This is a genomic window from Haloterrigena salifodinae, assembly GCF_003977755.1.
Classification (GTDB): domain Archaea; phylum Halobacteriota; class Halobacteria; order Halobacteriales; family Natrialbaceae; genus Haloterrigena; species Haloterrigena salifodinae.
Genome location: NZ_RQWN01000003.1, coordinates 454,429 through 476,919, shown reverse-complemented (window position 1 = coordinate 476,919; position 22,491 = coordinate 454,429). Strand labels below are relative to the sequence as shown.

General features: G+C 65.1%; 22 protein-coding genes. 9 read left to right on the top strand and 13 right to left on the bottom strand.

The features are described from left to right. Positions 1 to 83: 83 nt before the first annotated feature. Complete coding sequence (locus EH209_RS16870; protein WP_126664019.1) at positions 84 to 824, top strand: type 1 glutamine amidotransferase; 741 nt, start codon at positions 84 to 86, stop codon at positions 822 to 824. 183 nt (positions 825 to 1,007) lie between these two features. Here the strand turns inward: EH209_RS16870 and EH209_RS16865 are convergent, their stop codons facing one another. Then, positions 1,008 to 3,224, bottom strand: a complete 2,217-nt coding sequence (locus EH209_RS16865) for a (Fe-S)-binding protein (protein ID WP_126664018.1) — start codon at positions 3,222 to 3,224, stop codon at positions 1,008 to 1,010. 178 nt (positions 3,225 to 3,402) lie between these two features. Between EH209_RS16865 and EH209_RS16860 the strand changes: the two genes are divergently transcribed. From EH209_RS16860 to EH209_RS16850, 3 genes are all read left to right on the top strand, one after another. After that, positions 3,403 to 3,993 carry a conditioned medium-induced protein 4 gene (locus EH209_RS16860; protein ID WP_126664017.1) on the top strand — a complete coding sequence of 197 codons (591 nt, stop codon included), beginning with the start codon at positions 3,403 to 3,405 and terminating at the stop codon, positions 3,991 to 3,993. A gap of 229 nt (positions 3,994 to 4,222) precedes the next feature. Continuing rightward, entirely contained in the window at positions 4,223 to 4,918 is a 696-nt protein-coding gene (locus EH209_RS16855; RefSeq protein ID WP_126664016.1) for a CRISPR-associated protein Cas4, read from the top strand. A 114-nt stretch (positions 4,919 to 5,032) separates the two neighbouring features. Further along, on the top strand, positions 5,033 to 5,395 hold the full coding sequence (locus EH209_RS16850) for a hypothetical protein (protein ID WP_126664015.1): 363 nt from the start codon (positions 5,033 to 5,035) through the stop codon (positions 5,393 to 5,395). Between the two features lie 61 nt (positions 5,396 to 5,456). On the opposite strand, the gene EH209_RS16845 is transcribed toward EH209_RS16850, so the two are convergent. From EH209_RS16845 to EH209_RS16835, 3 genes are all read right to left on the bottom strand, one after another. Further along, the gene (locus EH209_RS16845; protein WP_126664014.1) at positions 5,457 to 6,065 is read right to left on the bottom strand and encodes an L-threonylcarbamoyladenylate synthase; all 609 of its coding nucleotides are present in this window, start codon (positions 6,063 to 6,065) and stop codon (positions 5,457 to 5,459) included. Positions 6,066 to 6,157: 92 nt separating this feature from the next. Beyond that, complete coding sequence (locus tag EH209_RS16840; RefSeq protein WP_126664013.1) at positions 6,158 to 6,670, bottom strand: redoxin domain-containing protein; 513 nt, start codon at positions 6,668 to 6,670, stop codon at positions 6,158 to 6,160. After that, on the bottom strand, positions 6,670 to 6,966 hold the full coding sequence (locus EH209_RS16835) for a glutathione S-transferase N-terminal domain-containing protein (protein WP_126664012.1): 297 nt from the start codon (positions 6,964 to 6,966) through the stop codon (positions 6,670 to 6,672). The genes EH209_RS16840 and EH209_RS16835 overlap by 1 nt, the downstream gene beginning before the upstream one ends. Positions 6,967 to 7,077: 111 nt before the next feature. On the opposite strand from EH209_RS16835, the gene EH209_RS16830 reads away from it, so the two are divergent. After that, a complete protein-coding gene (locus EH209_RS16830; RefSeq protein WP_126664011.1) occupies positions 7,078 to 8,481 on the top strand; it encodes a hemolysin family protein in 1,404 nt (467 codons plus the stop codon). A gap of 1 nt (position 8,482) precedes the next feature. On the opposite strand, the gene EH209_RS16825 is transcribed toward EH209_RS16830, so the two are convergent. Genes EH209_RS16825 through EH209_RS16815 form a run of 3 tightly spaced genes read right to left on the bottom strand, consistent with a single transcriptional unit; the run spans position 8,483 to position 11,224 of the window. Further along, positions 8,483 to 8,938 (bottom strand): acyl-CoA thioesterase, encoded by a 456-nt coding sequence (locus EH209_RS16825; protein WP_126664010.1) that lies wholly within the window; start codon positions 8,936 to 8,938, stop codon positions 8,483 to 8,485. A 47-nt stretch (positions 8,939 to 8,985) separates the two neighbouring features. Beyond that, positions 8,986 to 10,044, bottom strand: coding sequence for an AAA family ATPase (locus tag EH209_RS16820; protein ID WP_126664257.1), 1,059 nt, complete (start codon positions 10,042 to 10,044; stop codon positions 8,986 to 8,988). A gap of 55 nt (positions 10,045 to 10,099) precedes the next feature. Then, positions 10,100 to 11,224, bottom strand: coding sequence for a DUF7282 domain-containing protein (locus tag EH209_RS16815; RefSeq protein ID WP_126664009.1), 1,125 nt, complete (start codon positions 11,222 to 11,224; stop codon positions 10,100 to 10,102). Between the two features lie 232 nt (positions 11,225 to 11,456). Here EH209_RS16815 and rnz point away from each other — a divergent pair, with 232 nt between their 5' ends. Both rnz and EH209_RS16805 read left to right on the top strand, forming a co-directional pair. Then, positions 11,457 to 12,401, top strand: coding sequence for a ribonuclease Z (rnz, locus tag EH209_RS16810; protein ID WP_126664008.1), 945 nt, complete (start codon positions 11,457 to 11,459; stop codon positions 12,399 to 12,401). A gap of 499 nt (positions 12,402 to 12,900) precedes the next feature. After that, complete coding sequence (locus EH209_RS16805; protein WP_126664007.1) at positions 12,901 to 14,877, top strand: DUF460 domain-containing protein; 1,977 nt, start codon at positions 12,901 to 12,903, stop codon at positions 14,875 to 14,877. A 6-nt stretch (positions 14,878 to 14,883) separates the two neighbouring features. Here the strand turns inward: EH209_RS16805 and EH209_RS16800 are convergent, their stop codons facing one another. Together EH209_RS16800 and EH209_RS16795 are read right to left on the bottom strand one after the other, a co-directional pair. Continuing rightward, positions 14,884 to 15,138, bottom strand: a complete 255-nt coding sequence (locus EH209_RS16800) for a hypothetical protein (protein WP_126664006.1) — start codon at positions 15,136 to 15,138, stop codon at positions 14,884 to 14,886. A 67-nt stretch (positions 15,139 to 15,205) separates the two neighbouring features. Further along, positions 15,206 to 15,385, bottom strand: a complete 180-nt coding sequence (locus tag EH209_RS16795; protein ID WP_126664005.1) for a DUF7470 family protein — start codon at positions 15,383 to 15,385, stop codon at positions 15,206 to 15,208. Between the two features lie 242 nt (positions 15,386 to 15,627). Here EH209_RS16795 and eif1A point away from each other — a divergent pair, with 242 nt between their 5' ends. Continuing rightward, positions 15,628 to 15,918 (top strand): translation initiation factor eIF-1A, encoded by a 291-nt coding sequence (gene eif1A, locus EH209_RS16790; protein ID WP_008893202.1) that lies wholly within the window; start codon positions 15,628 to 15,630, stop codon positions 15,916 to 15,918. A 332-nt stretch (positions 15,919 to 16,250) separates the two neighbouring features. Further along, positions 16,251 to 17,600: a S8 family peptidase gene (locus tag EH209_RS16785; protein ID WP_126664004.1), complete on the top strand. Its 1,350-nt coding sequence runs from the start codon at positions 16,251 to 16,253 to the stop codon at positions 17,598 to 17,600. Positions 17,601 to 17,675: 75 nt separating this feature from the next. On the opposite strand, the gene EH209_RS16780 is transcribed toward EH209_RS16785, so the two are convergent. The 4 genes from EH209_RS16780 to EH209_RS16765 all read right to left on the bottom strand — a co-directional run bounded on the left by EH209_RS16780 (position 17,676) and on the right by EH209_RS16765 (position 22,278). After that, entirely contained in the window at positions 17,676 to 18,788 is a 1,113-nt protein-coding gene (locus EH209_RS16780) for a pyridoxal-phosphate-dependent aminotransferase family protein (protein WP_126664003.1), read from the bottom strand. 204 nt (positions 18,789 to 18,992) lie between these two features. Further along, positions 18,993 to 19,946 (bottom strand): plastocyanin/azurin family copper-binding protein, encoded by a 954-nt coding sequence (locus tag EH209_RS16775; RefSeq protein ID WP_126664002.1) that lies wholly within the window; start codon positions 19,944 to 19,946, stop codon positions 18,993 to 18,995. A gap of 219 nt (positions 19,947 to 20,165) precedes the next feature. Continuing rightward, on the bottom strand, positions 20,166 to 20,777 hold the full coding sequence (locus tag EH209_RS16770; protein ID WP_126664001.1) for a twin-arginine translocation signal domain-containing protein: 612 nt from the start codon (positions 20,775 to 20,777) through the stop codon (positions 20,166 to 20,168). 265 nt (positions 20,778 to 21,042) lie between these two features. Further along, on the bottom strand, positions 21,043 to 22,278 hold the full coding sequence (locus EH209_RS16765) for an MFS transporter (protein WP_126664000.1): 1,236 nt from the start codon (positions 22,276 to 22,278) through the stop codon (positions 21,043 to 21,045). Positions 22,279 to 22,491: the final 213 nt, after the last annotated feature.

Here is a 22,491-nt window from a genome sequence, read left to right as displayed (position 1 = left end):
GGAAGTCCGCTAGCCGTCCGCGGTTGCGGCAACCCCGGTCTGGGACAGAAGGCATATCTTCCCTGAGTCGCCAATACGGGACGATGGATCAGCTTCGTATTGCCGTCCTGAACGCAGCTCACCGGGACGAGAACACGACGCGGAACTTCCGGCGCGAACTCGACGCATCGCTCGCGGAGTTCGACGCCACCGAGGGCGAGGTTCCGGACGGGTTCGACTACGACGGCGCCGTCGTCACGGGCTCGCGATCGTCGGTGTACTGGGATGACGAGTGGATGCAGCCGATCAAGGAGTGGGTCGGCGACGCGATCGACCGTGGGATGCCGTTCTTCGGCGTCTGTTGGGGCCACCAGCTGCTGGCAGACGTCCTCGGCGGCACCGTCGAAGACATGGGTGCCTACGAGGTCGGCTATAGCGAGATCGAGCACTACGGGAACTCGCGGCTCTTCGACGACATCGACGAGGAGTTCACCGCCTTCACCAGCCACTCCGACGAGGTCTCGGAACTGCCGCCCGGCGCCGACCCCCTCGCGGAGAACCACTACTCCAACCACGGCTTCCGCAAGGATCGAGTCTTCGGTGTCCAGTTCCACCCCGAGTACGACGCCAAGACCGCCCGCGAACTCGTCCACCGCAAGGACCTCTCCGACGACCGCCGGCAGTCGGTCCTTGAGGAGATCACCGAGGAGAACTACCAGAAAGCCTGCGAGGCCAAGTTAGTGTTCGACAACTTCCTTGAGTTTGCCCGCGAGGTGCGGACCGAGAACGTCGCCGTTGCAGCCGAGTGCGAGGACGCGACGGCGACGGTCGGTCGCTCCGACTGAGCGCTCGTTTCGACGGATCGGTTCGGACGGACGCAGCGTTTTCAACTAACTCTCTGAAAGCGTGACGCTGAGCGGCACGTATGCGCTTCGAACCGCTATCGAATTGACGCTCGAGCGGCGAGAAAACAGCGATCTACCCATTACGATGGGCGGATTATCGAATCGGAATCGGCGGGCACTCGATCAGTCCGCCGCGATCTCGAGGTCCGCTTCCTCTTCGGCGCCGATGGCTTCGACGATGAGTTCGGCGACGTCGACGATCTCGATCTCGTCCTCGTAGCCGCCGGTCTTGCGGCCGTCCTCGTACATCGTCATGCACATCGGGCAGGCGACGACAAACTTCTCGACGCCGGGGCCGTTGTCAGTGTCCTCGAGGGCCTCCCGAATTCGTTCTTCGCTCGGCTTCGGTTCCTCTTCGAAGTCCATCCAGAGGCCGCCGCCGCCGCCGCCACAACAGAAGGAGTTGTCGCGATTGCGGGGCATTTCGTCGAGTTCGCAGCCTGTCGCCCGGATGAGTTCCCGTGGGGCCTCGTACTCGTCGTTGTACCGGCCAAGATGGCACGGGTCGTGGTAGGTGACCGTGTAATCGAGTTCGGTGCCGTTCAGGTCGAGCTTACCCTCGTTGACCAGTTCTTCGACGGCCTGGGTCCAGTGGTAGACCTCGATTTCGCCGTCGTCGTTCCACTGCTCGTCGTACTCGAAGGGCATCATCGGATCGTCGGCGAACTCGTCGAAGTTGAGTTCCGGATACTCGTTCTTGAACGTGTTGTAGGAGTGGGGATCCGTACAGACGATGTTGTCGAACTCGCAGTCTTCCCACGTTTCGACGTGGTGTCCGGCGAGTTCGACGTAGAGCAGTTCCTCGCCGACGCGGCGGATATCGTTGCCGTCGTACTTCTCGTCGTCGAAGAGGATCCCGAAGCTGACGTCGGCTTCCTTCAGGATGGTCGCCAGCGAGCGGGCGACCTGCTTGTTGCGCTCGTCGTAGCTCGGGAAGTCCCCGACGTACCAGAGGTAGTCGACTTCCTCCTCGCGAGCGTCCGGAACATCGAACTCGAGGTCGTCGCTCCAGTCGCCCCGGTTGCGTGGCGAGTCGCCGAAGGTGTTGCCGTTCTGCATGACGTTCTGGAAGACGTCCTGCATGCTGGGTGAGACGTCGCCCTGATCGGTCATCTGCCGCTGGAGTCTGGTGAAGGACTGGAGGTGCTCGATCTCGACGGGACAGGCGTCCATGCAGGCCATACAGGCCATGCAGGACTCCATTGTCTCCGTGTTGATCACGCTCGTCCCTCCGTCGGCGATGATCGGCTTCTCCTCGCCGCCGGCGTCCAGTTCCTCGCGATACTTGCGGAGGTCAAGGATGACGTCTCGAGGGTCGAGCGGACGGCTGGAGGCCTTCGCGGGACAGACCGACGAACAGCGACCGCACTTGGTACAGGCGTCCTGATCGAGGATTTCCTTCCAGGTGAAGTCGTCGATGGACTCGGCGTTCGTTGCATCCAGATCCGACGGGACGTTGGGGAGGCGTCGACCGGCCTTCTCGTCGCGCGTGACGACGTTCGCGAACGACGAGAGCATGTGGAACGGCTTCCCAGCGTGGGGGATCCACGCGATGAAGAAGAGCGCCAGCAGCGAGTGGGACCACCACGTCAGCCAGTGGAGTGTCTCGGCGTTGAAGCCGAGTTGCTCGACCGCGGCGTAGTCGGGATTGAGCGCGCCGCCCTCCAGGACCGCTCCGGTCGTCGGCAGGCCGATCGTGTCGAATGCCATCGCCAGCCCGTAGCCGACGAAACTGACGACCTCGTGGCTCGGCATCCCGCTGATGTAGATACGAAAGCCCTCGAGGAGGAAGCCGCCGACGCCGAGGCCGAACAGCGTCCAGATGAAGACGTCGTCCTCGTTGGAGGTATGACGGCCCCAGAGACGGTGGTTCTGGACCCAGTAGCGTCGGTAGAGGGCCATTCCGATCCCGACGACGAAGAGCAGCCCCATCGCGTCGACGATGAACTGGTAGGTGAGATAGAAGTCCCCTTCCCAGAACGTCAACCCGAGGAGCAGTTCGGTTCCGTACTGTTCGGCGGCGATGATCGACGTCGCGATGAACAGCGTCAGGAACCCCCAGAGGATAAACGAGTGCATCAGCCCGCCGTAGAGATCCCTGTTGAACTGTTTCTCGTTCGTGACGACGATCTTTGCCGCGCTGACAATTCGACCCGGCAGTTCGTCGATCCGATCGAAGGGATCGTCGTCGCCCTCGGTGTACCGACTGAACCGCCGGTAGACGCCGTAGGCGAAGACGGCGAGGGTCACCGAGACCAGGAAATAGAACAGCACGTATTCCACGCCGCCGATTCCCAGGTAGGTTTCCCTGCTCACCTCCGACTGTGCTAAGGCGTTCATGTACAATGACGTGGGAGGCTGTGACTTAATTCTTGTTACCCCTTGCAAACACCACCCCGATGCCGTCTTGCGGAAATTTTCCTCTTATTGCCAGTTTATAATTGTTTACGATGTCTAATATCGGCCCAACGCTATCTGGCAACAGGCTTAAATAGCCGCCCGTCGGGAGTGTCCACCCATGAACGACAAAACCGAGGAACTCCGCGAAATCTTCACCGACGTCACCGACGGCGAGGAAACCGTCACCGAATCCCAGGAGAACTCCCGCGGCTCGCTCGAGCGCGACGACCGATCGGACGAAGAGCGCCTCGAGAGCGTCGTCCAGCAGATGCGCGAGCGCTACGCGTTCGAGACGCCGCTAACGGACGACGAACTCATCGCGGTCGCACGGGGCTTCTACGACGGCGAGGACGACGCCGACATCGCTGCTGACCTCGACGTCGACGAGGAGACGGTCTTCGAGGCCCGCATGTCGCTGCACCTCGTGGGCGAGGACGACGCCGACGAGGTCGACCTCGCGGCGATCCGCGACCGGGAGGAGGACGACGCCACGCTCGCCGACGAGTACGACGTCAGCGAGCCCCAGATCCGACGCTACCGCCGCGTCGCCGCCGCCGAGGACGAATCCCGCGCCGCCAACGACCGCTACCGCGACGAGTTCGACAGCATCCTCGCCGACGCCGAACTCTCGGAACGCTTGACCACCGACGTCCGCGAGGACGGCCTCGAGGACGCCACCGAAGGGATGGAGACGGACGTGGAGTTCTAGAGACGAACTTTTTTCACCGGGTCCTCACTCACTTCGTTCGCTCGAACCCGGCCAAAAAACTTCGATGAAAAAAGGCCGAGCGTTCGCTTCGCTCACGCTCGGTACAACTGCTTTGTCTCCGCACAGCAACCGCTGTACGTCCACTTCAGATAGCGCCCTCGCTTCACTCGAAACGGCTGTCCACGCTCCAGTCCGAAACTTTATCCGAGAACGGGCGGCCAGACCGTCCGTGTCTCGAGCCCTCGTTCCCTTCAGCGACCTGCGGACGGCTGCCTACTGCGCTCGGAAGTGCTACTACCAGCGGACCGACGACGACGTCGACCGCGAGCCGCCGCCGTCGGTCGAGCGAATTCGGGACCTCGAGCGACGGTACGAGGCTCTGCTCGAGGCGCCGGCGGGGACGCTCGAGGCCGAACCGATCGCCGTCGAACCCGTGCAGTATCGCAAGCGCCTCGGTGCGACTCGCGACCGTCTCGCCGAGGGCGGCACCTGGGAGCGGTTGCGCGACCCGAACGAACGGAACGTCTACGCCGTCGGGAAGGACTGTCACGGCGTCATCCACAAGGTGCTCGACGCGCCGCTCGAGCCGGTCCTGATTTCGGCCGGGAAGCCGCCTGAACGGGGCGTCTGGGAGTCCCAGTCGGTCCACGCCGTCGCGGCCGCGAAGGCGCTGGCCTGGGAACACGAACGGAAAATCGATCGCGCGTGGGTCGAGTACCCCGCTTACGGCGTCGTTCGCTCCCTCGAGTTGACGACGCGGCGCAAGGCCCGCTATCGACGCGCGCTCCGGACGGTGTGGGACCTCGACGGTCCGCCGGCCCGCACGACGAACCGCTCGAAGTGCGAGTCCTGCGAGTTCGCCGCCCAGTGTGGCGTCCGGACCCGAACCCTGCGCTCACTGTTACCCGGATTCGGTTCGGAATGAGGGGACCTCGATATCGAGCATCACGGCTTGTAAGTCACGAAATCGGACGTATAAGCGATCCGGCGGGAGTGATACCGAGAGACTTTTACTCGTAAGCGAGTAGTTGATTATACGATGATGTGGCAAGATTTCGTCTTCCTCGCCGGTAGCGTCCTCTCGATCACCTTCCTCGCGCCGACGGTGCGGGATCCCACCGCCCAGGTTCCGCTCGGCTCGAGCGTCCCCTCGATGACGGTCGGGACTGTCTATTCGTTCACCTACGCGACGATGGGAATGACCTTCTCGGCGGCCGGCGCGCTCGGCGTCGCGACGATGTGGTCGCTCATCGCCTGCTATCGCTCTCCCGGGCCCGTGAGCGGACCGCAAACGATCGCTCGGTTCGTCGCGTCACTGCCCGGCCGCGCCCGCGACTCCGTCGCCGACGCGCTCGGTTCCGGACTGTCCGCGACGACCGACGCCGAGCAGGCGGCCGACTGAATTTCGTTTTCGCTGCGTTCGCCGTTTCGTCCCCCGCTTTGACCTTCACTTCGACTCCCGATCAGTTCGCTTCGAGCCACGCCTCGATCTCGTCGGCCAGCGCCCCGCGGCGGTGGATCGTCCCCGCCTCAAGGTCGACGACGGTGCTCGGGACCGTCTCGTCGATCGATTCGTACAGGTCGTCGGCCTCGAGGACCACCGCCTCGTCGAGCACCCGTTGGCCGATATCCTTGACTTGCCGGGCGCTCGGCTCCCCGCTGACGTTGGCGCTCGTGGCGGTGACCGGCCGCTCGGCGCGCTCGAGGAACGCGAGCGCCGGTTCGCAGTCGGGGACCCGGATACCGACTCGTTCGCGGCCGGCCGTGAGGACGTCCGGGAGGGCCTCGGTGCGCTCGCAGAGCAGCGTCACGGGACCCGGAAGGAACTCGTCGGCGAACGCGCGTTCGCGGTCGCTCGCGCGGACGTAGTCCTCCTCGAGGGCCGTCTCGAACGTCGGGACGGCGACAGAGATCGGTTTCGACCGATCCCGTCCCTTGGCCTCGAAGACGCGTTCAACGGCGTCGGCGTCGAGTCCGTCGGCACCGAGTCCGTAGACCGTCTCGGTCGGGTACACCACCAGTTCGCCCGCGCGGATCGCCCGCGCGGCGCGCTCGAGGGCGTCGTCGTTCATACCCGTCTCTCACCGCGTCAGCGACAAAAACGTAGCGTCACGCTGCCCGCTCGACCCGCAGAGTGGGGTCGGTGACCGGTCTGCGAGCCGCGCTACTCGAGGCCTAGTTCGGACTCGAGCTCGTCGTACGGCGGGAACTCGGGCCACTCGGTCGACACCCAGGCACTGTCGATCGTCAGATCCGGCTCGAGGCCGAAGACGGCGACGCGGGGTTCGGAGATCCCTTCCATCCCGTCGAGGTCGTTGGCGATACCCAGGGAGTCGGCGATGTCGTTGGCCGGGTCGGCGAAGACCGCAAACGGCAACTCGTTGTCGTCGAGGAACGAGGAGACCGCGTACGGCGTCGACGCCGTGAGGCCGACGATTCGGTCGGCGCGGTCGAACCAGCCCCGCTCGTCGAGTTCGTCGTAGATGTACTTCGCGGCGAAGGAGCCGATCATCGGCGTGCAGACGAGGATCGTGCGGCCTTCGTCGGCGGCGACGTCGGAAAGGCTTCGGTCTTCCCAGAACTCGTCGGTGACCAGCGGGCGCGTGACGTCGGGAACCTCCTCGCCCGCCTCGAGGTGGTCGGCGGGACCGAGATCGGTGACCTCGAAGTCCGGCATCAGTCGTCACCCCCTGCCGTCTGCCCCTCGCCGTAGGTCGACTCGAGGTAGTCGACGATGTTAGCGCTCTCGGCCATCGTGACGCCGGTGTTCTCGTCGACGACGACGGGGACGGTGCGGACGCCGGCGACCCGTTTGACGACGTCGCGCCGCGAGTGCATCGGTTCGACGAACCGCGACTGGTACTCCAGATCGTACTCGTTGAGCAGCCGAGCGACGCGTTCGCAGTACGGACACGCCTGTAGCCGGTAGAACGTGATCGGCGCGTTGCTCGCTGCGCTGGCGGACGCTTCCATACCCATTCGTTGGGGAAACGAGCGGGTAAACGTGTCGTCGGCGGCGAGACGGGCCCGCTACCTGCCGAGATGGTAAACGGTTAACCGATCCGGCTACAAGCCTCCACATCAATGGCGTTATCTCTGTCGCCCGCGGTCGTAGCCGCCGCCTACGAGGTTCCAGTCGTGGGTCTCGAGTTCGACGAGTCGATGGTGACGATTCTCGGCAGCGTCGCCGTCCTCCTGCTTATCGCGCTCTCTGCGTTCTTCTCCTCCTCGGAGATCGCGATGTTCAACCTGCCGAAACACCGCCTCGAGGGGATGGTCGAGGACGGCGTCCCGGGCGCTAAACTGGTCAAATCCCTCAAGAACGATCCCCACCGGCTCCTCGTGACGATCCTCGTCGGCAACAACATCGTCAACATCGCGATGTCCTCGATCGCGACCGCGATTCTATCGCTGCACTTCGGCGGCCTGGTCGGCGTTCTGCTGGCGACGTTCGGGATCACTGCCCTCGTCCTCCTGTTCGGCGAGAGCGTGCCCAAATCCTACGCCGTCGAGAACGCCGACACGTGGTCGGTCCGAATCGCCAGACCGCTGAAGGCGACGGAGTACTTCCTGTTCCCGCTGATCGTCCTCTTCGACTACCTCACTCGACAGGTCAACAGACTCATCGGCTCGACCGGTGCGATCGAGTCGCCCTACGTCACCCGCGACGAGATCCAGGAGATGATCGAGTCCGGCGAGCGCGAGGGCGTCTTGGAGGAGGAAGAACACGAGATGCTCCAGCGGATCTTCCGCTTTAACAACACCATCGTCAAGGAGGTCATGACCCCGCGCCTCGACATGACCGCGGTCCCCAAGGACGCCGGCATCGACGAGGCCATCGAGACCTGTATCCAGAGCGGCCACGCCCGCGTGCCGGTCTACGAGGGCAGCCTCGACAACGTCCTCGGCGTCGTCCACATTCGCGACCTCGTCCGCGATCTCAACTACGGCGAGACGAAGGCCGACGACCTCGAAATCGAGGATCTCATCCAGCCGACGCTGCACGTCCCAGAGTCAAAGAACGTCGACGAACTGCTGACCGAGATGCGGGAAAACCGGATGCACATGGCGATCGTCATCGACGAGTTCGGCACTACCGAGGGGCTGGTCACCGTCGAGGACATGATCGAGGAGATCGTCGGCGAGATCTTGAAATCCGGCGAGGACGAACCGATCGAACAGCTCGACGACCGCACCGTCATCGTCCGCGGTGAGGTCAACATCGAGGACGTCAACGAGGCCTTAGAGATCGACCTCCCCGAGGGCGAGGAGTTCGAGACCATCGCCGGCTTCATCTTCAACCGCGCGGGCCGACTCGTCGAGGAGGGCGAGGAGATCACCTACGACGGCGTCCGGATCACCGTCGAGACCGTCGAGAACACCCGCATCATGAAAGCCAGACTGCGGAAACTCGAGCAGCAACCAGAACCCTCCGAGGAGCTGCCGGACGAAGCGGAGTCCGACGAGGAGTCGGTCCCCACGGAGTAAGTCAGTCGTCGCCGTCGGCACCGTCGTCGGCCTCGAGCATTCGATCCCGGAGTTCTCGACCGCGTTCGGAATCGACCGTTAGCTCCGGTACCGGAACCGGCGACCCGCTCTCGTCGATCGCGACGAAGGTGAACGACGACTCGGTCGTCCGCTCGGTCTCACCGGTTCTGGGTTCTTCTCGCCAAGCGCGCAGTCCGACGTGGACGCTCCGACGGCCCGCGTCGTAGACGAAGGCCTCGACCATCGCGGTGTCGCCGATCCCGATCGGGCGCTCGAAGTCGAGTTCGTTCACCCGGGCGGTGACGCAGGTCTCGCCGGCGAATCGCATCGCCGACATCGCGCCGATTTCGTCGAGCCACTTCATGAGGTTGCCGCCGTGGAGCGTCTCGTTGTTGTTCGCGTGGTTCGGCTGCACTCGGTAGCGGTTCTTGATGTACGTGTCGAGTACGGTGGGCATAGCGGTACTCCAGAGGGGGACCCGAAAAAGGTTGCAGAAACGGGCAACTATGCGTCCCGTCCGAGTTCGGCGAGCAGGTGCGAGACGTGAATGCGGTCGCTCGATCCCTCCTGCATCTCAAACTCGATGTCAGCGGCCAACTGGTGGATGCGGGCCAGCCGCTCGCCCTGATACCGCTTGCGCGCGACGCCGAGGATCGAATCGAGGACCTCGCCGCCGTCCAACCCCTCGTCGACCAGCAGGTCGTCTAAGGTCTTGCGGGCGTCCATGAAGTCGCCGGCTTCGGCGTCGTCTAGCATCCCCTCGATCTCGTCCTCGAGGCCGACCTCGCCGATGGTCTCGTAGGCCGCCTGCATCGTGAGTTCGCCCTCGTCCTCGACGGTGGTCTGGGCCGCCAGGATCGCCTGCCGGAGGTTGCCGTTCGCGTAGCCAGCGACGAACTCGAGGCCGTCCGCGTCGTACGTAACGTCCTCTGCCTCGACGATCCGCTCCAAGACGGCGACGGTCTCCTCGCTCGTCGGCGCGCGGATGGGAACGGGGAAACACCGCGAGCGGATCGGCGGGATGAGCTTCGTGGGCTGGCGGGTGGCGATGATAAACTGCGTCGTCCGGTGGTGTTGCTCCATGATCCGGCGCAGCGCCTGCTGGAAGTCCTCGCGGACGTCCTCGGCGTTGTCCAGGAGGACCGTCTTGTAGTCGCCGGAGACCGAGGCGTAGCTCGCCGACTCCTTGAGGACGTGGTTGATCATGTCTCGTTTGGACATCGAGGAGCGACCGACGAGGAACTGGGCGAACCGGGGATCGTTCTTGATCTCGGTCTTCGTCCGCCCGAAGAAGTCGGCGACGTTGATTTCGATCAGGTCGTTGTCCGGACCACCGCCGGACGAGGTCCGGCGTGCTTCCGAATCGTCGCGCGACGATTCGGAAACCCCGTGTGCGTCTCGAGTGAGCGCACGTGCCGCCGCCGTCTTCCCGCTGCCGGGCGGGCCCTGCAGGAGGAGGTTGATCGGCTCGTCGACGGCCCGCTGGAGGTACTCGCGGGCGTCGTCCTGGGGCAACTCGGCCAGCTCGGGCGCGTGGGTGTCGGTCCACAGCGGCGCGTCCATCGCCCGTCCGTAGGGCCGGCCGGGGTAAGAATCGGTCGGTCCGTCGTCGCCCTCGTTACTCGCCGCCGTCAGCGTCGCTTTCGTTCCCGCCGTCGCTCCCGTCCGGGACATCGGCGAGCGTGAACGTCGTCTCGATGCGCTCGCCCTCGTACTCGACCGGCGTCGCGTTCTCGGGTTCGCTCGGGTCGCCCGTCGCGACGAACGCGGTCAGTTCCTCGTCGTCTTCGACGGTCGCGTTCTCGTCGAACTCAACGGTGACGTTATCGTGTTCGCCGGGGCCGATCTCCTCGCTGGTCCCGACGACAGTGCCGTTCCCGTCCTCGACGGCGACGAAGCCCTCTTCGGGGGTCGCGACCGCGGCCGTGATCGAGTCGTCGCTCCCGTTGACGATTTCGATCCCGGGCGTCGTGTGGAACGTGAGTTCGATCTCGTCGAGCGCCCCGTGGCCGTCAGTGTAGACGCCGATGGTTCGGTTGCCCGGCGCGAGGCCGGCGGTCTCGATCTCGAAGGAGACTTCGCCGCTCTCGCCGGCACCCAGTTCCAGCGTTTGTTGCTTGAGGACGTCCCCGTCGAGTCGCAGTTCGACGCTCTGCTGGCTGCCGAGATCGGTCGGATTGGCGATCTCGGCGGTGATCTCGATCGTCTCGTTGGTCGTCGCCGACTCCGGCGCGCTGAGCGACTCGACCGTAAAGGAGTCGTCGAGTGCGTCGCTGGTGTCGCCTGTCACCGTCGCCATGTCCGAGACCGGGTAGCCGTCCTCGAGGTACGGCTGATCCTCCTCGCCGTCGCTGTCGTCATACCCGAATTTCTCGTCGTTGTTAGTGTCGCGGTGGATCGTCGCCGTGAGCTGACCGACGAGTTCAGCCTGGGCGTCCTCGTTGCGCTCGATGGTCACGTTCTCGTGGGACCCCGCCTCGAGGTAGTCGGAGACGGCGAGCGTCTCGCCGTCGCTGCCGGTCACGACGACGAAGCCGCCTTCCGAGAGGCTGACCTCGTCGACGGTGACCGATTCGCCGTCGCCTTGCTGGTCCTCGAACGTGATCGACGCCTGGGGGTCCTCCTCGACGCCGAATATCGCGGGGGCCTGGAAGATGACGATCCCCGCCGCGAGTACGATCGCGATCGCAAGCAGGATCGCGCCGACCCGCTTGATCGTACCGAACGTCAGTCCTGAACTCATTGGGGGTGGTATCATCCGTGCGTAGGGGCTCGACGGACGTAAAATACCGAGTCCGTTTGCACGGCGTGGAGCGGTTTTGCCGGCTTTGTGCGAGGCGGAATCGTTCTGAACCGTTTACGCCGCGGTTCGGTTCCGTGAGTCGGTCAGCCTCGAGCGGGAATCGAGCCCGCGCCAACCGTTCGAGACGGGCCATCCGAAGGGGGTTTAGTGCCGGCAACCAGAGGAGCCACTGATGCCACTGCGCGTGACGTTTCTGGGGACGGCCGGTGCGATCCCGACGACCGAGCGGAATCCGAGCGCGATCTTCGTCGCTCGAGAGGGCGAGGAGTTGCTGTTCGACGCCGGCGAGGGAACCCAGCGCCAGATGATGCGCTTCGGCACGGGGTTTTCCGTCTCGCACCTGTTCGTCACGCACCTCCACGGCGACCACGTCCTCGGGATTCCCGGGCTGCTCCAGACGATGGACTTCAACGACCGTGAGGAGCCGCTGGCGATCCACACGCCCAGCGGGACGCGCCGCGAGCTGAAGGGGCTGGTCAACGCCCTCGGCAACCGCCCCTCGTTTCCCGTCCGGATCAACGAGGTCGGCGACGGCGACGTGGCCTACCGCGCCGACGAGTACGAGGTCCGCGCGTTCGCGACCGATCACGACGCCCGCTCGGTCGGCTACGCGCTCGTCGAGGACGACCGCAAGGGTCGGTTCGATCGCGAACGCGCCGAGGAGCTGGGAGTACCAGTGGGACCGAAGTTTTCGAAACTCCACGAGGGCGAGCCCGTCGAACTCGAGGACGGCACCGTCGTCGATCCCGACCAAGTGGTGGGCGACCCCCGCCCCGGACGCACGATCGTGTACACTGGTGACACCCGTCCCGCGGCGGCGACGGTCGAAGCCGCCGAGGAACCCGACCTGTTGATCCACGACGCCACGTTCGCCGACGACCGGGCCGACCGCGCCGCCGAGACGGCCCACTCGACGGCCCGACAGGCCGCCGAAATCGCGAACCAGGCGGGTGCAGACCGGCTCGCGCTGATGCACCTCTCCTCGCGGTACGCTGGACAGACAGACGCCCACCTCGAGCAGGCCCGCGAGGTCTTCGCGGGCGACGAGACGAACGCGTTCGTTCCCGACGACGGGCAGGCGCTCGAGATTCCGTATCCCGACGACGAATCGGAATAGGTCGGCTCGAATCGCGGTCCCTGTTTCCGAGCAGCTGATTCGACTGTTTGGCGTTCGATCGAAACTGTAACACGCGTATGCTCGTGATTCTGCACCCGACCTACGGTGGCGCGCGCTGGCGGCACGCCTGAGCGCTACGAAGGCGTGCCGGCGATTACGTGCGAGGTCTTCGCGAGTTTCACGAGCGAAGGCTTGTCAGAGCTTGCTCTGACTGTGGATGAGCGAGTAGTGCGGGGCCTTCGGTCCCGCATACCATGCGAACGGGCAGAGCGCGGCGCGTAGCGCCGCGACTGTCGGGACGGCGAAGCCGTCCCACAGCGCCCGTGAGCAGACAGAGAGAGCGAATCGGCTGGGGAGGGCGTGGCAGTTCCCTGTTGGCACGATAGCAGGACGCACGTTTCCGTCCCGATCCTTCTCGAGGACGCTGCTCGGAAACCACCTCGTCGACATCGTGCGAACCCGCGCCGGATTTATAGCCGACTCGCCCCTATGCCCTTCCGTGAGTACGCGAACGACCGCGCTCGATGCAGTCGTCTTCGGAGTTGATATCCAGAGCGGCGACGTGCGCGGGGACGCCCCCTCGTACGCGTTGGCGGTCTACGACGGCGAGGACGTCACTCGAGACGTCGTCACCCACCGCAAGCTCCGGCGACTGATCGACGACGAGGAGCCGGCGATCGTCGCGACGGACAATATGTACGAGCTGGCCGCTGACAAGGACCAGCTCATCCACTTTCTGAGTTCGCTGCCCGCCGGGACGAAGCTCGTCCAGGTGACCGGCGCCGAACAGCCCGAACCGCTCTCCCGGGTCGCGAAACGCCACGGCATCCCCTATGGCAAGGATCCGATGCAGGAGGCCGAGGCCGCGGCGCGGCTGGCCGCTCACAACGTCGGCCACGAAGTCTCGGCCTTCACCGACACGACCGAGGTCAAGGTCTCGAGAGGGCGATCGACCGGCAGCGGCGGCTGGAGCGAGGACCGCTACACCCGTCGCATCCACGGCTCGGTCAGAAAACGGGCCCGCGAGGTCGAGTCCGAACTCGAGGAGGCCAACCTTGAGTACGAGCGGGACGTCCGGGAGGCCTACGGTGGGTTCGCGAACGCGGTTTTCACCGTTCAGGCCCGGCCCGGCGACATCCCCGTCTCGCGGAACCGCTCGGGCGACGTTCGCGTCGAGATCGAGCGCGAGCGCCGCGACGGCATCGAGTTCAAGCCCCTCGCCAAGCGGCGGGACCACGTCATCGTCGGCATCGATCCCGGAACGACGACCGCCGTCGCCATCGTCTCGCTCGAGGGCGACGTACTCGACGTCTGGAGTTCACGCACTAGCGACACCGCTGACGTGATCGAGTGGATCGTCGAGCGCGGCCGGCCGATCATCGTCGCCGCGGACGTGACGCCGATGCCCGAGACGGTCGAGAAGTTCCGCCGGAGCTTCGACGCTGCGGGCTGGGTCCCCGACAGCGACCTGCCGGTCGACGAGAAACAACACCGCACGCGCGAGGAACCGTACGATAACGACCACCAGCGCGACGCGATGGCCGCTGCACTGTATGCCGTCGACGCCCACGAGGACCAGTTCGACCGCATCGCCGGCAAACTTCCGCCGGGGATCGACCGCGGCGAGGTCACTGCCCGCGTCGTCGCCGGCGAGGAGAGCGTCGAGGCCGTCCTGCGGGACCTGACCGACGACGAGTCCGGCGAGGAAGAGGACTCTACGACCCACGAACCCCGGGAGCTCACCGAGGAGGAAAAGCGGATCAAGTCCTTAGAGCGGCAGGTCGAGCGCCTCCAGTCCCACGTCGAGACCCTCGAGGGCCGCGTCGAGGAGCGCGACGAGCGCATCGAGGAGCTCGAGTCCGAGCTCACCCTCAAGCGCCGCGAGGAGCGCACGCAGGTCCGCAAGGACCGCGAGGTGAGCCGTCTGGAACGCAAGGCCAACCGCTTAGAACGGGAGCGCGACGAGGCCCGTGAGGCGGTCGACGAACTCGAGCGGAAGGTCGAGCGGATGAAGGCCCTCTGGAAGCTCGACCACTCGAACTTCAGCGACGTCTCGGCGAAGAAGGAGGGGCTGGTCCCGGTCAAGGTCGTCGAGAAGTTCACCAAAGGGGCGATCCGCGAGGCCGACGAGCAGTACGGGATCGCCTCCGACGACGTCGTCTACTTGCGGGACGCCAGCGGCGCCGGCCGCTCGACGGCCGAACTCCTCGCGGGGTTCGAACCGCGGGTGATCCTGAAAGACGGCGGGCTCTCGGAGGTCGCCGACGAGATCCTCTTCGACGAGGAGATTCCGGTCGGTCCCGCCGACGACGTCGCCATGCAGGAGGTCGACGAACTCGCCGTCGCCCGCGAGGACGACGTCGAGGCCGTCATCGACGACTGGCACGACCGCGCCGAGGAGCGCCGGCGCGATCGAAAGGCGTCGATGGTCGACCAACTCATCAGCGAACACCGCGCCGGCGACAACGAGGTCTGAGGCTCGTTAGTCCGCCGATTCCACTGGCGACAGCACCTGGGGCACCTCCTCGAGGTCGACCTCGTCGGTCAACTCCTCGGGCTGGTCGACCGGACCGTTGACGAACAACGCGTGCACGATAAAGGCGATCGCGACGAGCCCGAGGACGGCGACCGAGGTCTCGATCGCGATCGTCGTCGCGTACCCGATGCCGGCGCCGAGGCCGAGGCTCGCGGCGATACAGACCAATACGAGGTCGTAGTAGTGCAGCGAGTACTCCATGCTCGAGTCGTGCCGGCGAATCGACAAAACGGTTCGGAGCGCAGTCGCAGTGTCGGTACGACGGGTCCTAGAACATCCCGAAGTTCTGGAGCATCCCCGAGATCAGGGACTTGATGACCAGTCCGAGCCCGGCGACGACGAGGGCGATACCGACGGCGATGATCCAGTTCGCGTACGCGATGAGACCGATTCCGCCGAGCAAGATCAGGAGACCGACGATTCCGAGCGCGTCGAGATTCTTCAGCATACTCAGCACTGCCGAGCCGAGAGAAATAAACGGCGTGGTTTTCCGGTTTCGGCTGGCACTCTCGTCGGTACAATTCCCGACCGCCCTCCCACGGCCTCGGCGACTCGAACGCCGACAGCGATCGTTCCGATCGACTCGAGTGCGATTCCGACGCTGGTCGACTTCGTCTTCTCCGACCGTCGCGGGTTTTCGCTTCGTACTTTCTATAAACGGTTAAACCGCTAGGCTCCGAACGCTGGCCTATGAGCGACGACGGTGACGGCGGTCGGAAGAACCTCCGGATGCCCGAAGACGACGAGGTCTTCGCGACCGTCACGGACATGCTCGGGGCGAATCGGGTGCAAGTACGCTGTGCCGACGGTCAGGAGCGCACCGCGCGCATTCCCGGCAAGATGCAAAAGCGTATCTGGATCCGCGAGGACGACGTCGTCCTCGTCGAGCCGTGGGACTGGCAGGACGAGAAGGCCGACATCACCTGGCGCTACGAGAAGAGCGAGGCCGACCAGCTGCGCGACGAAGGCCATATTCAATAGAACCGAACTTTTCCTCTGCGGGTGCGCCGAAGGCGCACCCTCGGGAAAACTTCGATGAAAAGCACTCCTCCTTCCGTTTCGTGACGCTTCGCGTCACTCCACATCAGTCGTCGGCCCGCTCGCTCAGCCTTCGGCTTCGCTCTCGGTGAACGACGTCGTTCGGATTCTCCGAACCGCTCACTCACCGACAGTACACACGGACTAGGTTCACCGCCGCAGAAAACGCGTTCTCGAGGAGTGTCCGATCAAACAGTCCGAGGTACGACCAATCGCTTCGACTGACTGTCAGTCGACACAGAAGACTTATTTCGTCCTTGTGCATCCTCCTGCGCATGAAACTCAGTCGGCGGCGGGTACTCGGCGGTATCGGGGCCGGCGCCGCGGCCGGGCTGCTCGGAGCGCCGACGTCAGCCACGGACTCCAGCATCGGCACCGACACCGAGCGGGTGTTCGTGCACCCGCAGACGAGCTTGCTCGACGAACTCGGCGAACTCCTCGACGTCGTCGAGGCCGTCGGCGGGACGACGGTCCTTGAGTTCGACAACTTCGACTTCGTGGTCGCGGAGGTACCGTCGACCGGACTGGACCAACTGCGCCAGGATCGTCGCGTGGCGACCGTCGAAGAGGACGACGAGACGGGAATTCCCTCGGACTGGTCGCCGTCCCTCTCGGATATCTTCGGTTCTCCCGGCGGCTCGGACTGTTCCTCTCATCCTGACCAACGGCCGTCGTGGGGCGTCGAACGGATCGGCGCCGACGCCGTCGAACCGGACGGATCGGGCGTCGACGTGGGGATTCTCGACACGGGGATCCAGTCGGACCACTGTAGTCTCTCGGTCGCCGGCGGGCGGAATTTCACCGCTGACGGGACGTCCGGCGACTACGAGGATCGGCACGGCCACGGGACGCACGTCGCCGGAGTCGCCGGCGCCGACGACAACGACCGCGGCGTCGTGGGCGTCGCCCCCGGCACGAACCTGTACGCGGTGAAGGTGCTCGGCGACGACGGCTCCGGCCGGTACAGTGAGCTAATCGCCGGAATCGACTGGTGCATGTCGAACGACGTGGAGATCATCTCGATGAGCCTCGGCGGCAAGTCCTCGAGCACCGCGATGGACAGGGCGATCGAAGAGGCACACTCGAACGGCCACCTCCTGCTCTGTGCGGCCGGGAACGAAGGCAACAACGGGAGCGACTCGTGTGACGCGGAGACGATGACCTACCCGGCGACCCACGAGGACGTCGTCGCGATCACTGCGATGGACGAGAACGACCGACTGGCGTCCTACAGCAGCGTCGGGTCGGCGGTCGACCTGCTGGCACCGGGGACGAACGTCACCTCGAGCACCGTCGACAACGAGTACGCCGAGGCCAGCGGTACGAGCGTCGCCACCCCGTTCGTCACCGGCGTCGCGGCGCTCGTCTGGGAGACCCGCGAGGAGGACGGTCCGGGACCGAGCGATCCGGTTCGGAAGATCCTCGGTGAGACGGCGGAGACGGTGCTCGGAACCTGCGCGGAAGGCGACGGACTCGTAAACGCCCGCGCGGCGCTCGGCGACGAGCGCGCGACTGAGGGCGGAGAATGGGGCGACGGACCGGTCGGCGGCTTCCGGTCGCTCCTCGAGCGGTTCGTGGACCTCATCGTGGGCTTTGTCGAGTGGCTCTGGGGTCTCGTTTCGTAGCCGCGACGAAAGCTGCGGGTAAACGACGAAAATCGGAACCGATCCGACCGAGTCGCTTGGTTCTTCGACCGCCGGCTAGAGGTCAGCGACGTCTTCGATGGCGTCGGTCAGCTCCTTGATCGACTCGAGGTCGTGTTCGCCCATGTGGCCGATGCGGAACGTCTCCTCGCCCAGTGCCGAGCCGTACCCGTTCGAGAAGACGAAGTCGTACTCCTCCGAGACGGCGTCGATGGTCGCGGCGACGTCGATGTCCTGGGTGTTCTCGATGCAGCTCACCGTCTGGGACTCGTAGCCCTCCTCGGGGAACATGTCGAAGTGCTCGCGGGCCCACTCGCGGGTGTACTCGGCCATCTCGCGGTGGCGCTCGTCCCGGGCCTCGTGGCCCTCCTCGAGCATGTACTTCATCTGCTTGCGGTAGGCGAGCATGACCGGGATTGCGGGCGTGGAGTGCGTCTGGCCCTTTCGGTCGTAGTAGTCCAGCGAGCGCTGGAAGCCGCCGTACCACGACGCGGAGTCGCTCTCGAGTTCGCGCTCGTAGGCGTCGTCGCTAACGACGCAGACCGCTAATCCGGGGGGCATCGCGAAGGCCTTCTGGACCGACGTGAAGATGACGTCGATGTTGTGGTCGTCGATCTCGACGAGGTCTCCACCCAGCGCGGAGACGGCGTCGACGACGAAGTAGGTGTCCTCGAACTCGGCGACGACGTCGCCGATCTCCTCGATGGGGTTGCGGACGCCGGTCGAGGACTCGTTCATCACACAGGTGACGACATCGTACTCGGTGTCGCTCTCCTCGAGGCGTTCGCGGACGTCCTCGGGTTTGACCGCCTGTCCCCACTCGTACTCGAGGGTGTCGACGGACTTGCCGAGCCGTTCGGCGACGTTGGCCTGGCGTTCGCTGAAGCTGCCGCAGGTCGTGACGAGGACGTTCTCGTCGACGAGATTCAGAATCGAACTCTCCATGAACTCGGTCCCCGAGCCGGTGAGGATGATGACCTCGTTGTCGGTGCCGAGGAACTCCTTCGTGTCCTCGACGATGGTCGTGTAGAGGTCGGTCATCCGGTCCATCCGGTGGCCGAACATCGGCTGGCTCATCTCCTCGATGACGTCCTCACGTACCTCGGTCGGACCTGGGATGTACAGCGTCTTGTCGGGATAGTCGTCCTTGTATTCGCGTTTCTCGGTCATGGAAGTCACCTGATACGGTCCACTGCGTCGTGCGGTGGTATGGTACTTTTGATGCCCACCGGGAACGGGGCGACTGATCGCCGGCTGTCTACGATACGATCCGTTTCGAACTGCGGCGACCGATCGCGCGACGGTCGAGCACGGACGGCGCCGATCGGAAACCGCCTCGGTGCTCGGTCTCGAGGCCGACGGTTTCGCGCAGCGCTACTCCGGCGTCGCCCCTTCGATTCGGATTTCGCCTTGCATATGGGATACGTGTGGCGCACAGGCGTAGGCGGCCATCTCCGCGCTGGCCTCGAACGTGAGGACCTGATCGGTGGGCTCATCCTCGCTAGCCGGCTCTGTCGAGAGATCATCAATGACCTCGTCGTCGGCGTTTCGAATCTCGATGTTGTGCGAGGCGCCGTCGCCCTCGGTCCAGCCGAGTTCGTACGTTTCGCCGTCCTCGAGGACGAGCGTCGGGTTCGGCACGCCTTCAACGGGCGCCGGTGCGATCCCTTCCCACTCGATGGTTTGTGCGCGGAATTCGACTCGCGACCCCGGTTCGATCCGAACCTCCTGACCGTCCGCCGACTCCTCGTCGTCGGCGGACTCCGAGCCTCGGTCGACGGGTGTCTCGACAGAGAGTTCACCGCGCATATTGCTCTCGTGGGGTTTGCACACGTAGGCGGCCATCTCCTCGGTGGCCTCGAACTCGAGCCACTGTTCCTCGCCGGGCTTCTGGGTAACCGGCGTCGAGAGATCGTCGACGACGGTATCGTCGGCGGCGCGGATTTCGATGTTGTGTCCGAGGCCGTCGCCCTCGGTCCAGCCGAGGCGGTACGTCCGGCCCACCTCGAGAGTGAGTGTCGGGTTCACGTCGCCCTCGAGTCCCGCCGGCGCGAGACCCCGCCAGCCGTCGAGTTCGCCGCGGAGTTCGATCCGTGGCGGCGCCGCTTCCGTGTCGTCGGCCGCTTCATCGCCGTTCGATTGATCCTCGTCATCGGTCTCGTCCGGCTCCGACGCCTGCCCGTCGGACGGTTGCGAGCCCGCGTCGTCGGCATCGTCCGGGTCGTCGACGCTGCTCTCGTCGATACAGCCGGCGAGTGCGGCGGTCGCCGTCGCGAGTCCGGCGGCGCGAACCACGGTCCGGCGAGTCATTCGGTCGGGATTTGTCATGTTTCTACTACTGTAATTACATAGAAAAGTCCTTCTCCGTGACTCCATCCCTGCTTTCCTCTCGTCCGTACAACGTCGCCACACCAGCCGCTGTTCGCGTTCTAATCGAATCGGTACTCTCCCTCATCGGAAAACCGCAGAACGGAGGCCCGGGACGGACAAATCGGCGAGAAAACGCAATACGGTTCGGCGTCTAATTACGGCGACCGCAGTCCGTCGTTACTCTTCGGACTCGTTGCCGCTCTCGGATTCGTTGCCGCTCTCGGATTCGTTGCCGCTCTCGGATTCGTTGCCGCTCTCGGATTCGTTGCCGCTCTCGGACTCGTTGCCGTTGCCGGAGTCGCCGCCGTTGCTGCCCTGAACGTCGAGCGTTCCGTGCATGTTCGCGGAGTGGGGATTACAGACGTAGGCCACCATCTCTTCGCTGGCGGTGAACTCGAGCATCTGGTCGCTGGGCTCCTCCTCGCTGGTCTGTTCGGTCGAGAGTTCGTTGACGACGCTGTCGCTGTCGTCCCAGATCTCGATGTTGTGTCCGGAGCCGTCGCCCTTCGTCCAGCCGATCTCGTACGTTTCGCCTGCCTGGAGGATGAGCGTCGGGTTCGACTCGCCCTCGATGTCGCTCGGAGCGATACCCTTCCACTCGGTCGTCTGTGCGTCGAGTTCGACCGTCGTATCGGGTTCGATCTCGTACCCGTCGCTGCCGCCGTTTCCGTCGCCGTTCTCGTCGCCGTTCTCGCTACCGCCGCCACAGCCGGCAACCATCGTGGCCGCTGCCGTCGCACCTGTAAGCTTCAATGCCGTCCGCCGTGAGATTGGGTTATCTCGTGCCATCACTACGGGATTAGGATTGAGTACATAAAAATTGATACCCTCTATCGTGACACTGTCATGTGTTCACACACCATTCAGCGTCCTGGTAAGTTCCCATGATATGACAGTCCGAGACGACTCGAGAGCGCCTCACAAACCGTTACAGCACCCGACGACTGCGTGAGTGAAATCGGACCGCGAACCCTCTCTCCTTCCTGTATTATCTTATTTCTGACAGCGAAGGGGAGTGAATCGTATGACTTGTCGCGGTCGACGACAGAGCGGCTCAGAGCGGTCCACGGTCTTCGGTTGCGAACTCGTCGCCCCGACGGCCGATCGACAGGCGAAGGAACACCGGCACGGCCAGCAGCGCGATGGCGATCTCGAGACCGCCGACGGCGAGGAAGGCCAGGCCGTAGCCGTAGTCGCTGGCGACGGTGCCGCCGATCAGGAAGCCGCCGAGGAAGCCGAGGCTGCCGGCGACGTTGAAGCCGGCCATCGCGAGGCCGCGCTCGCTCTCGGCAGCGATGTCGGTGACCAGCGCCATCGTCGCCGGCGAGACCAGCGCGCCGAGGACGCCGACGCCGACCATGCCGATCGCCGCGGTCGCGATCGACGGCGCGGCTCCGACCGCGAGGATCCCGACGCCATAACACACCGAGCCGACGACGATCGGTATCGTTCGGCCGATCCGGTCCGAGAGCGCCCCCATCGGGTACTGTAACAGCGCGAAGGGGGCGAAAAAGCACGCCAGCAAGAGCCCGGTCGCAGCGGGTCCGACGTCGAAGGCGTCTTGGAAGTAGAGCGTGCCGACGAGCGCGAAGAAGCCCGCCGTCATTCGGTCGATGAAGCCGAAGGCGAAGGGGATCGACAGCGTCGGTCGCTTCCGGACGCCCTCGAGGAGCGCGCGAACGGCCCGCCGGCTGTCGGGCGAGCGGTCCGGAACCCGCGTGACGAGCAGGCCGACGACCACGAGTAACCCGGCGGCCCCGAGCAGCGGCGCGAGCGGGTTCGCTTCGGAGAGCTGACCGCCGATCGGGGCGCCGAGCGCGGCACCGAGACCGATGGCGATCCCCGCCGCGCCCATGTTCCGGCCGTGGCCGCCCTCGAGGTCCATCAGCATGGTCATCGTCAGCGAGAACGCGCCGATGGTCATCGCGCCCTGTACGAACCGCATGAGGAGGACGCCCTCGAACGGGATCGATCCGATCGCGGGGACGGCGGCGAGGGCGGCGTAGCTGGCGGCGCCGGCGAGCGCCCCGGCGACGATGAACGGCGTGCGACGCCCCGTGATATCGCTCGCGGCGCCCCAGACGCCGACGAAGGCGACGTACCCCGCGAACTCCGCGACGAGGAACCACATGCTGGCGTCGAGGTCGGTCGCTGCGAACGCCGACGTCGCCGCGTCGGCCCCGAGCGCGTCGACGAGGGTCGACACGCCCGGGTAGAGCAACAGCTGGGAGAACAGCACGGCGAAAACGACGGCCGCGAGCACGATCCGATCCCGGTCGCTCGAATTCACGTTTCCCCCTTCTCACCGCTGGCTATCAAGGTCGTCGGTCTCGGCCGACCATGGGAACGTGGGTCCGTGGGCTTTCCGCGTCCCCGCCGACCGCGCATCGGCTGACCAGCGGACCGAGCTCCCGACCAAAACGGGCGCGGCCGCGCGAGCCGTCGGCGCGCTGGCGGCGCCGCGGGATAATAAAGCCGACTCGGTAAACCGATGCGTTTTCGT

Bases quoted from the DNA above. Each gene is read 5' to 3' on its own strand.
- EH209_RS16870 (WP_126664019.1), top strand. From the start codon at position 84: ATGGATCAGCTTCGTATTGCCGTCCTGAACGCAGCTCACCGGGACGAG.
- EH209_RS16865 (WP_126664018.1), bottom strand. From the start codon at position 3,224: ATGAACGCCTTAGCACAGTCGGAGGTGAGCAGGGAAACCTACCTGGGA.
- EH209_RS16860 (WP_126664017.1), top strand. From the start codon at position 3,403: ATGAACGACAAAACCGAGGAACTCCGCGAAATCTTCACCGACGTCACC.
- EH209_RS16850 (WP_126664015.1), top strand. From the start codon at position 5,033: ATGATGTGGCAAGATTTCGTCTTCCTCGCCGGTAGCGTCCTCTCGATC.
- EH209_RS16845 (WP_126664014.1), bottom strand. From the start codon at position 6,065: ATGAACGACGACGCCCTCGAGCGCGCCGCGCGGGCGATCCGCGCGGGC.
- EH209_RS16840 (WP_126664013.1), bottom strand. From the start codon at position 6,670: ATGCCGGACTTCGAGGTCACCGATCTCGGTCCCGCCGACCACCTCGAG.
- EH209_RS16835 (WP_126664012.1), bottom strand. From the start codon at position 6,966: ATGGAAGCGTCCGCCAGCGCAGCGAGCAACGCGCCGATCACGTTCTAC.
- EH209_RS16830 (WP_126664011.1), top strand. From the start codon at position 7,078: ATGGCGTTATCTCTGTCGCCCGCGGTCGTAGCCGCCGCCTACGAGGTT.
- EH209_RS16825 (WP_126664010.1), bottom strand. From the start codon at position 8,938: ATGCCCACCGTACTCGACACGTACATCAAGAACCGCTACCGAGTGCAG.
- EH209_RS16820 (WP_126664257.1), bottom strand. From the start codon at position 10,044: ATGGACGCGCCGCTGTGGACCGACACCCACGCGCCCGAGCTGGCCGAG.
- EH209_RS16815 (WP_126664009.1), bottom strand. From the start codon at position 11,224: ATGAGTTCAGGACTGACGTTCGGTACGATCAAGCGGGTCGGCGCGATC.
- rnz (WP_126664008.1), top strand. From the start codon at position 11,457: ATGCCACTGCGCGTGACGTTTCTGGGGACGGCCGGTGCGATCCCGACG.
- EH209_RS16800 (WP_126664006.1), bottom strand. From the start codon at position 15,138: ATGGAGTACTCGCTGCACTACTACGACCTCGTATTGGTCTGTATCGCC.
- EH209_RS16795 (WP_126664005.1), bottom strand. From the start codon at position 15,385: ATGCTGAAGAATCTCGACGCGCTCGGAATCGTCGGTCTCCTGATCTTG.
- eif1A (WP_008893202.1), top strand. From the start codon at position 15,628: ATGAGCGACGACGGTGACGGCGGTCGGAAGAACCTCCGGATGCCCGAA.
- EH209_RS16785 (WP_126664004.1), top strand. From the start codon at position 16,251: ATGAAACTCAGTCGGCGGCGGGTACTCGGCGGTATCGGGGCCGGCGCC.
- EH209_RS16780 (WP_126664003.1), bottom strand. From the start codon at position 18,788: ATGACCGAGAAACGCGAATACAAGGACGACTATCCCGACAAGACGCTG.
- EH209_RS16775 (WP_126664002.1), bottom strand. From the start codon at position 19,946: ATGACAAATCCCGACCGAATGACTCGCCGGACCGTGGTTCGCGCCGCC.
- EH209_RS16770 (WP_126664001.1), bottom strand. From the start codon at position 20,777: ATGGCACGAGATAACCCAATCTCACGGCGGACGGCATTGAAGCTTACA.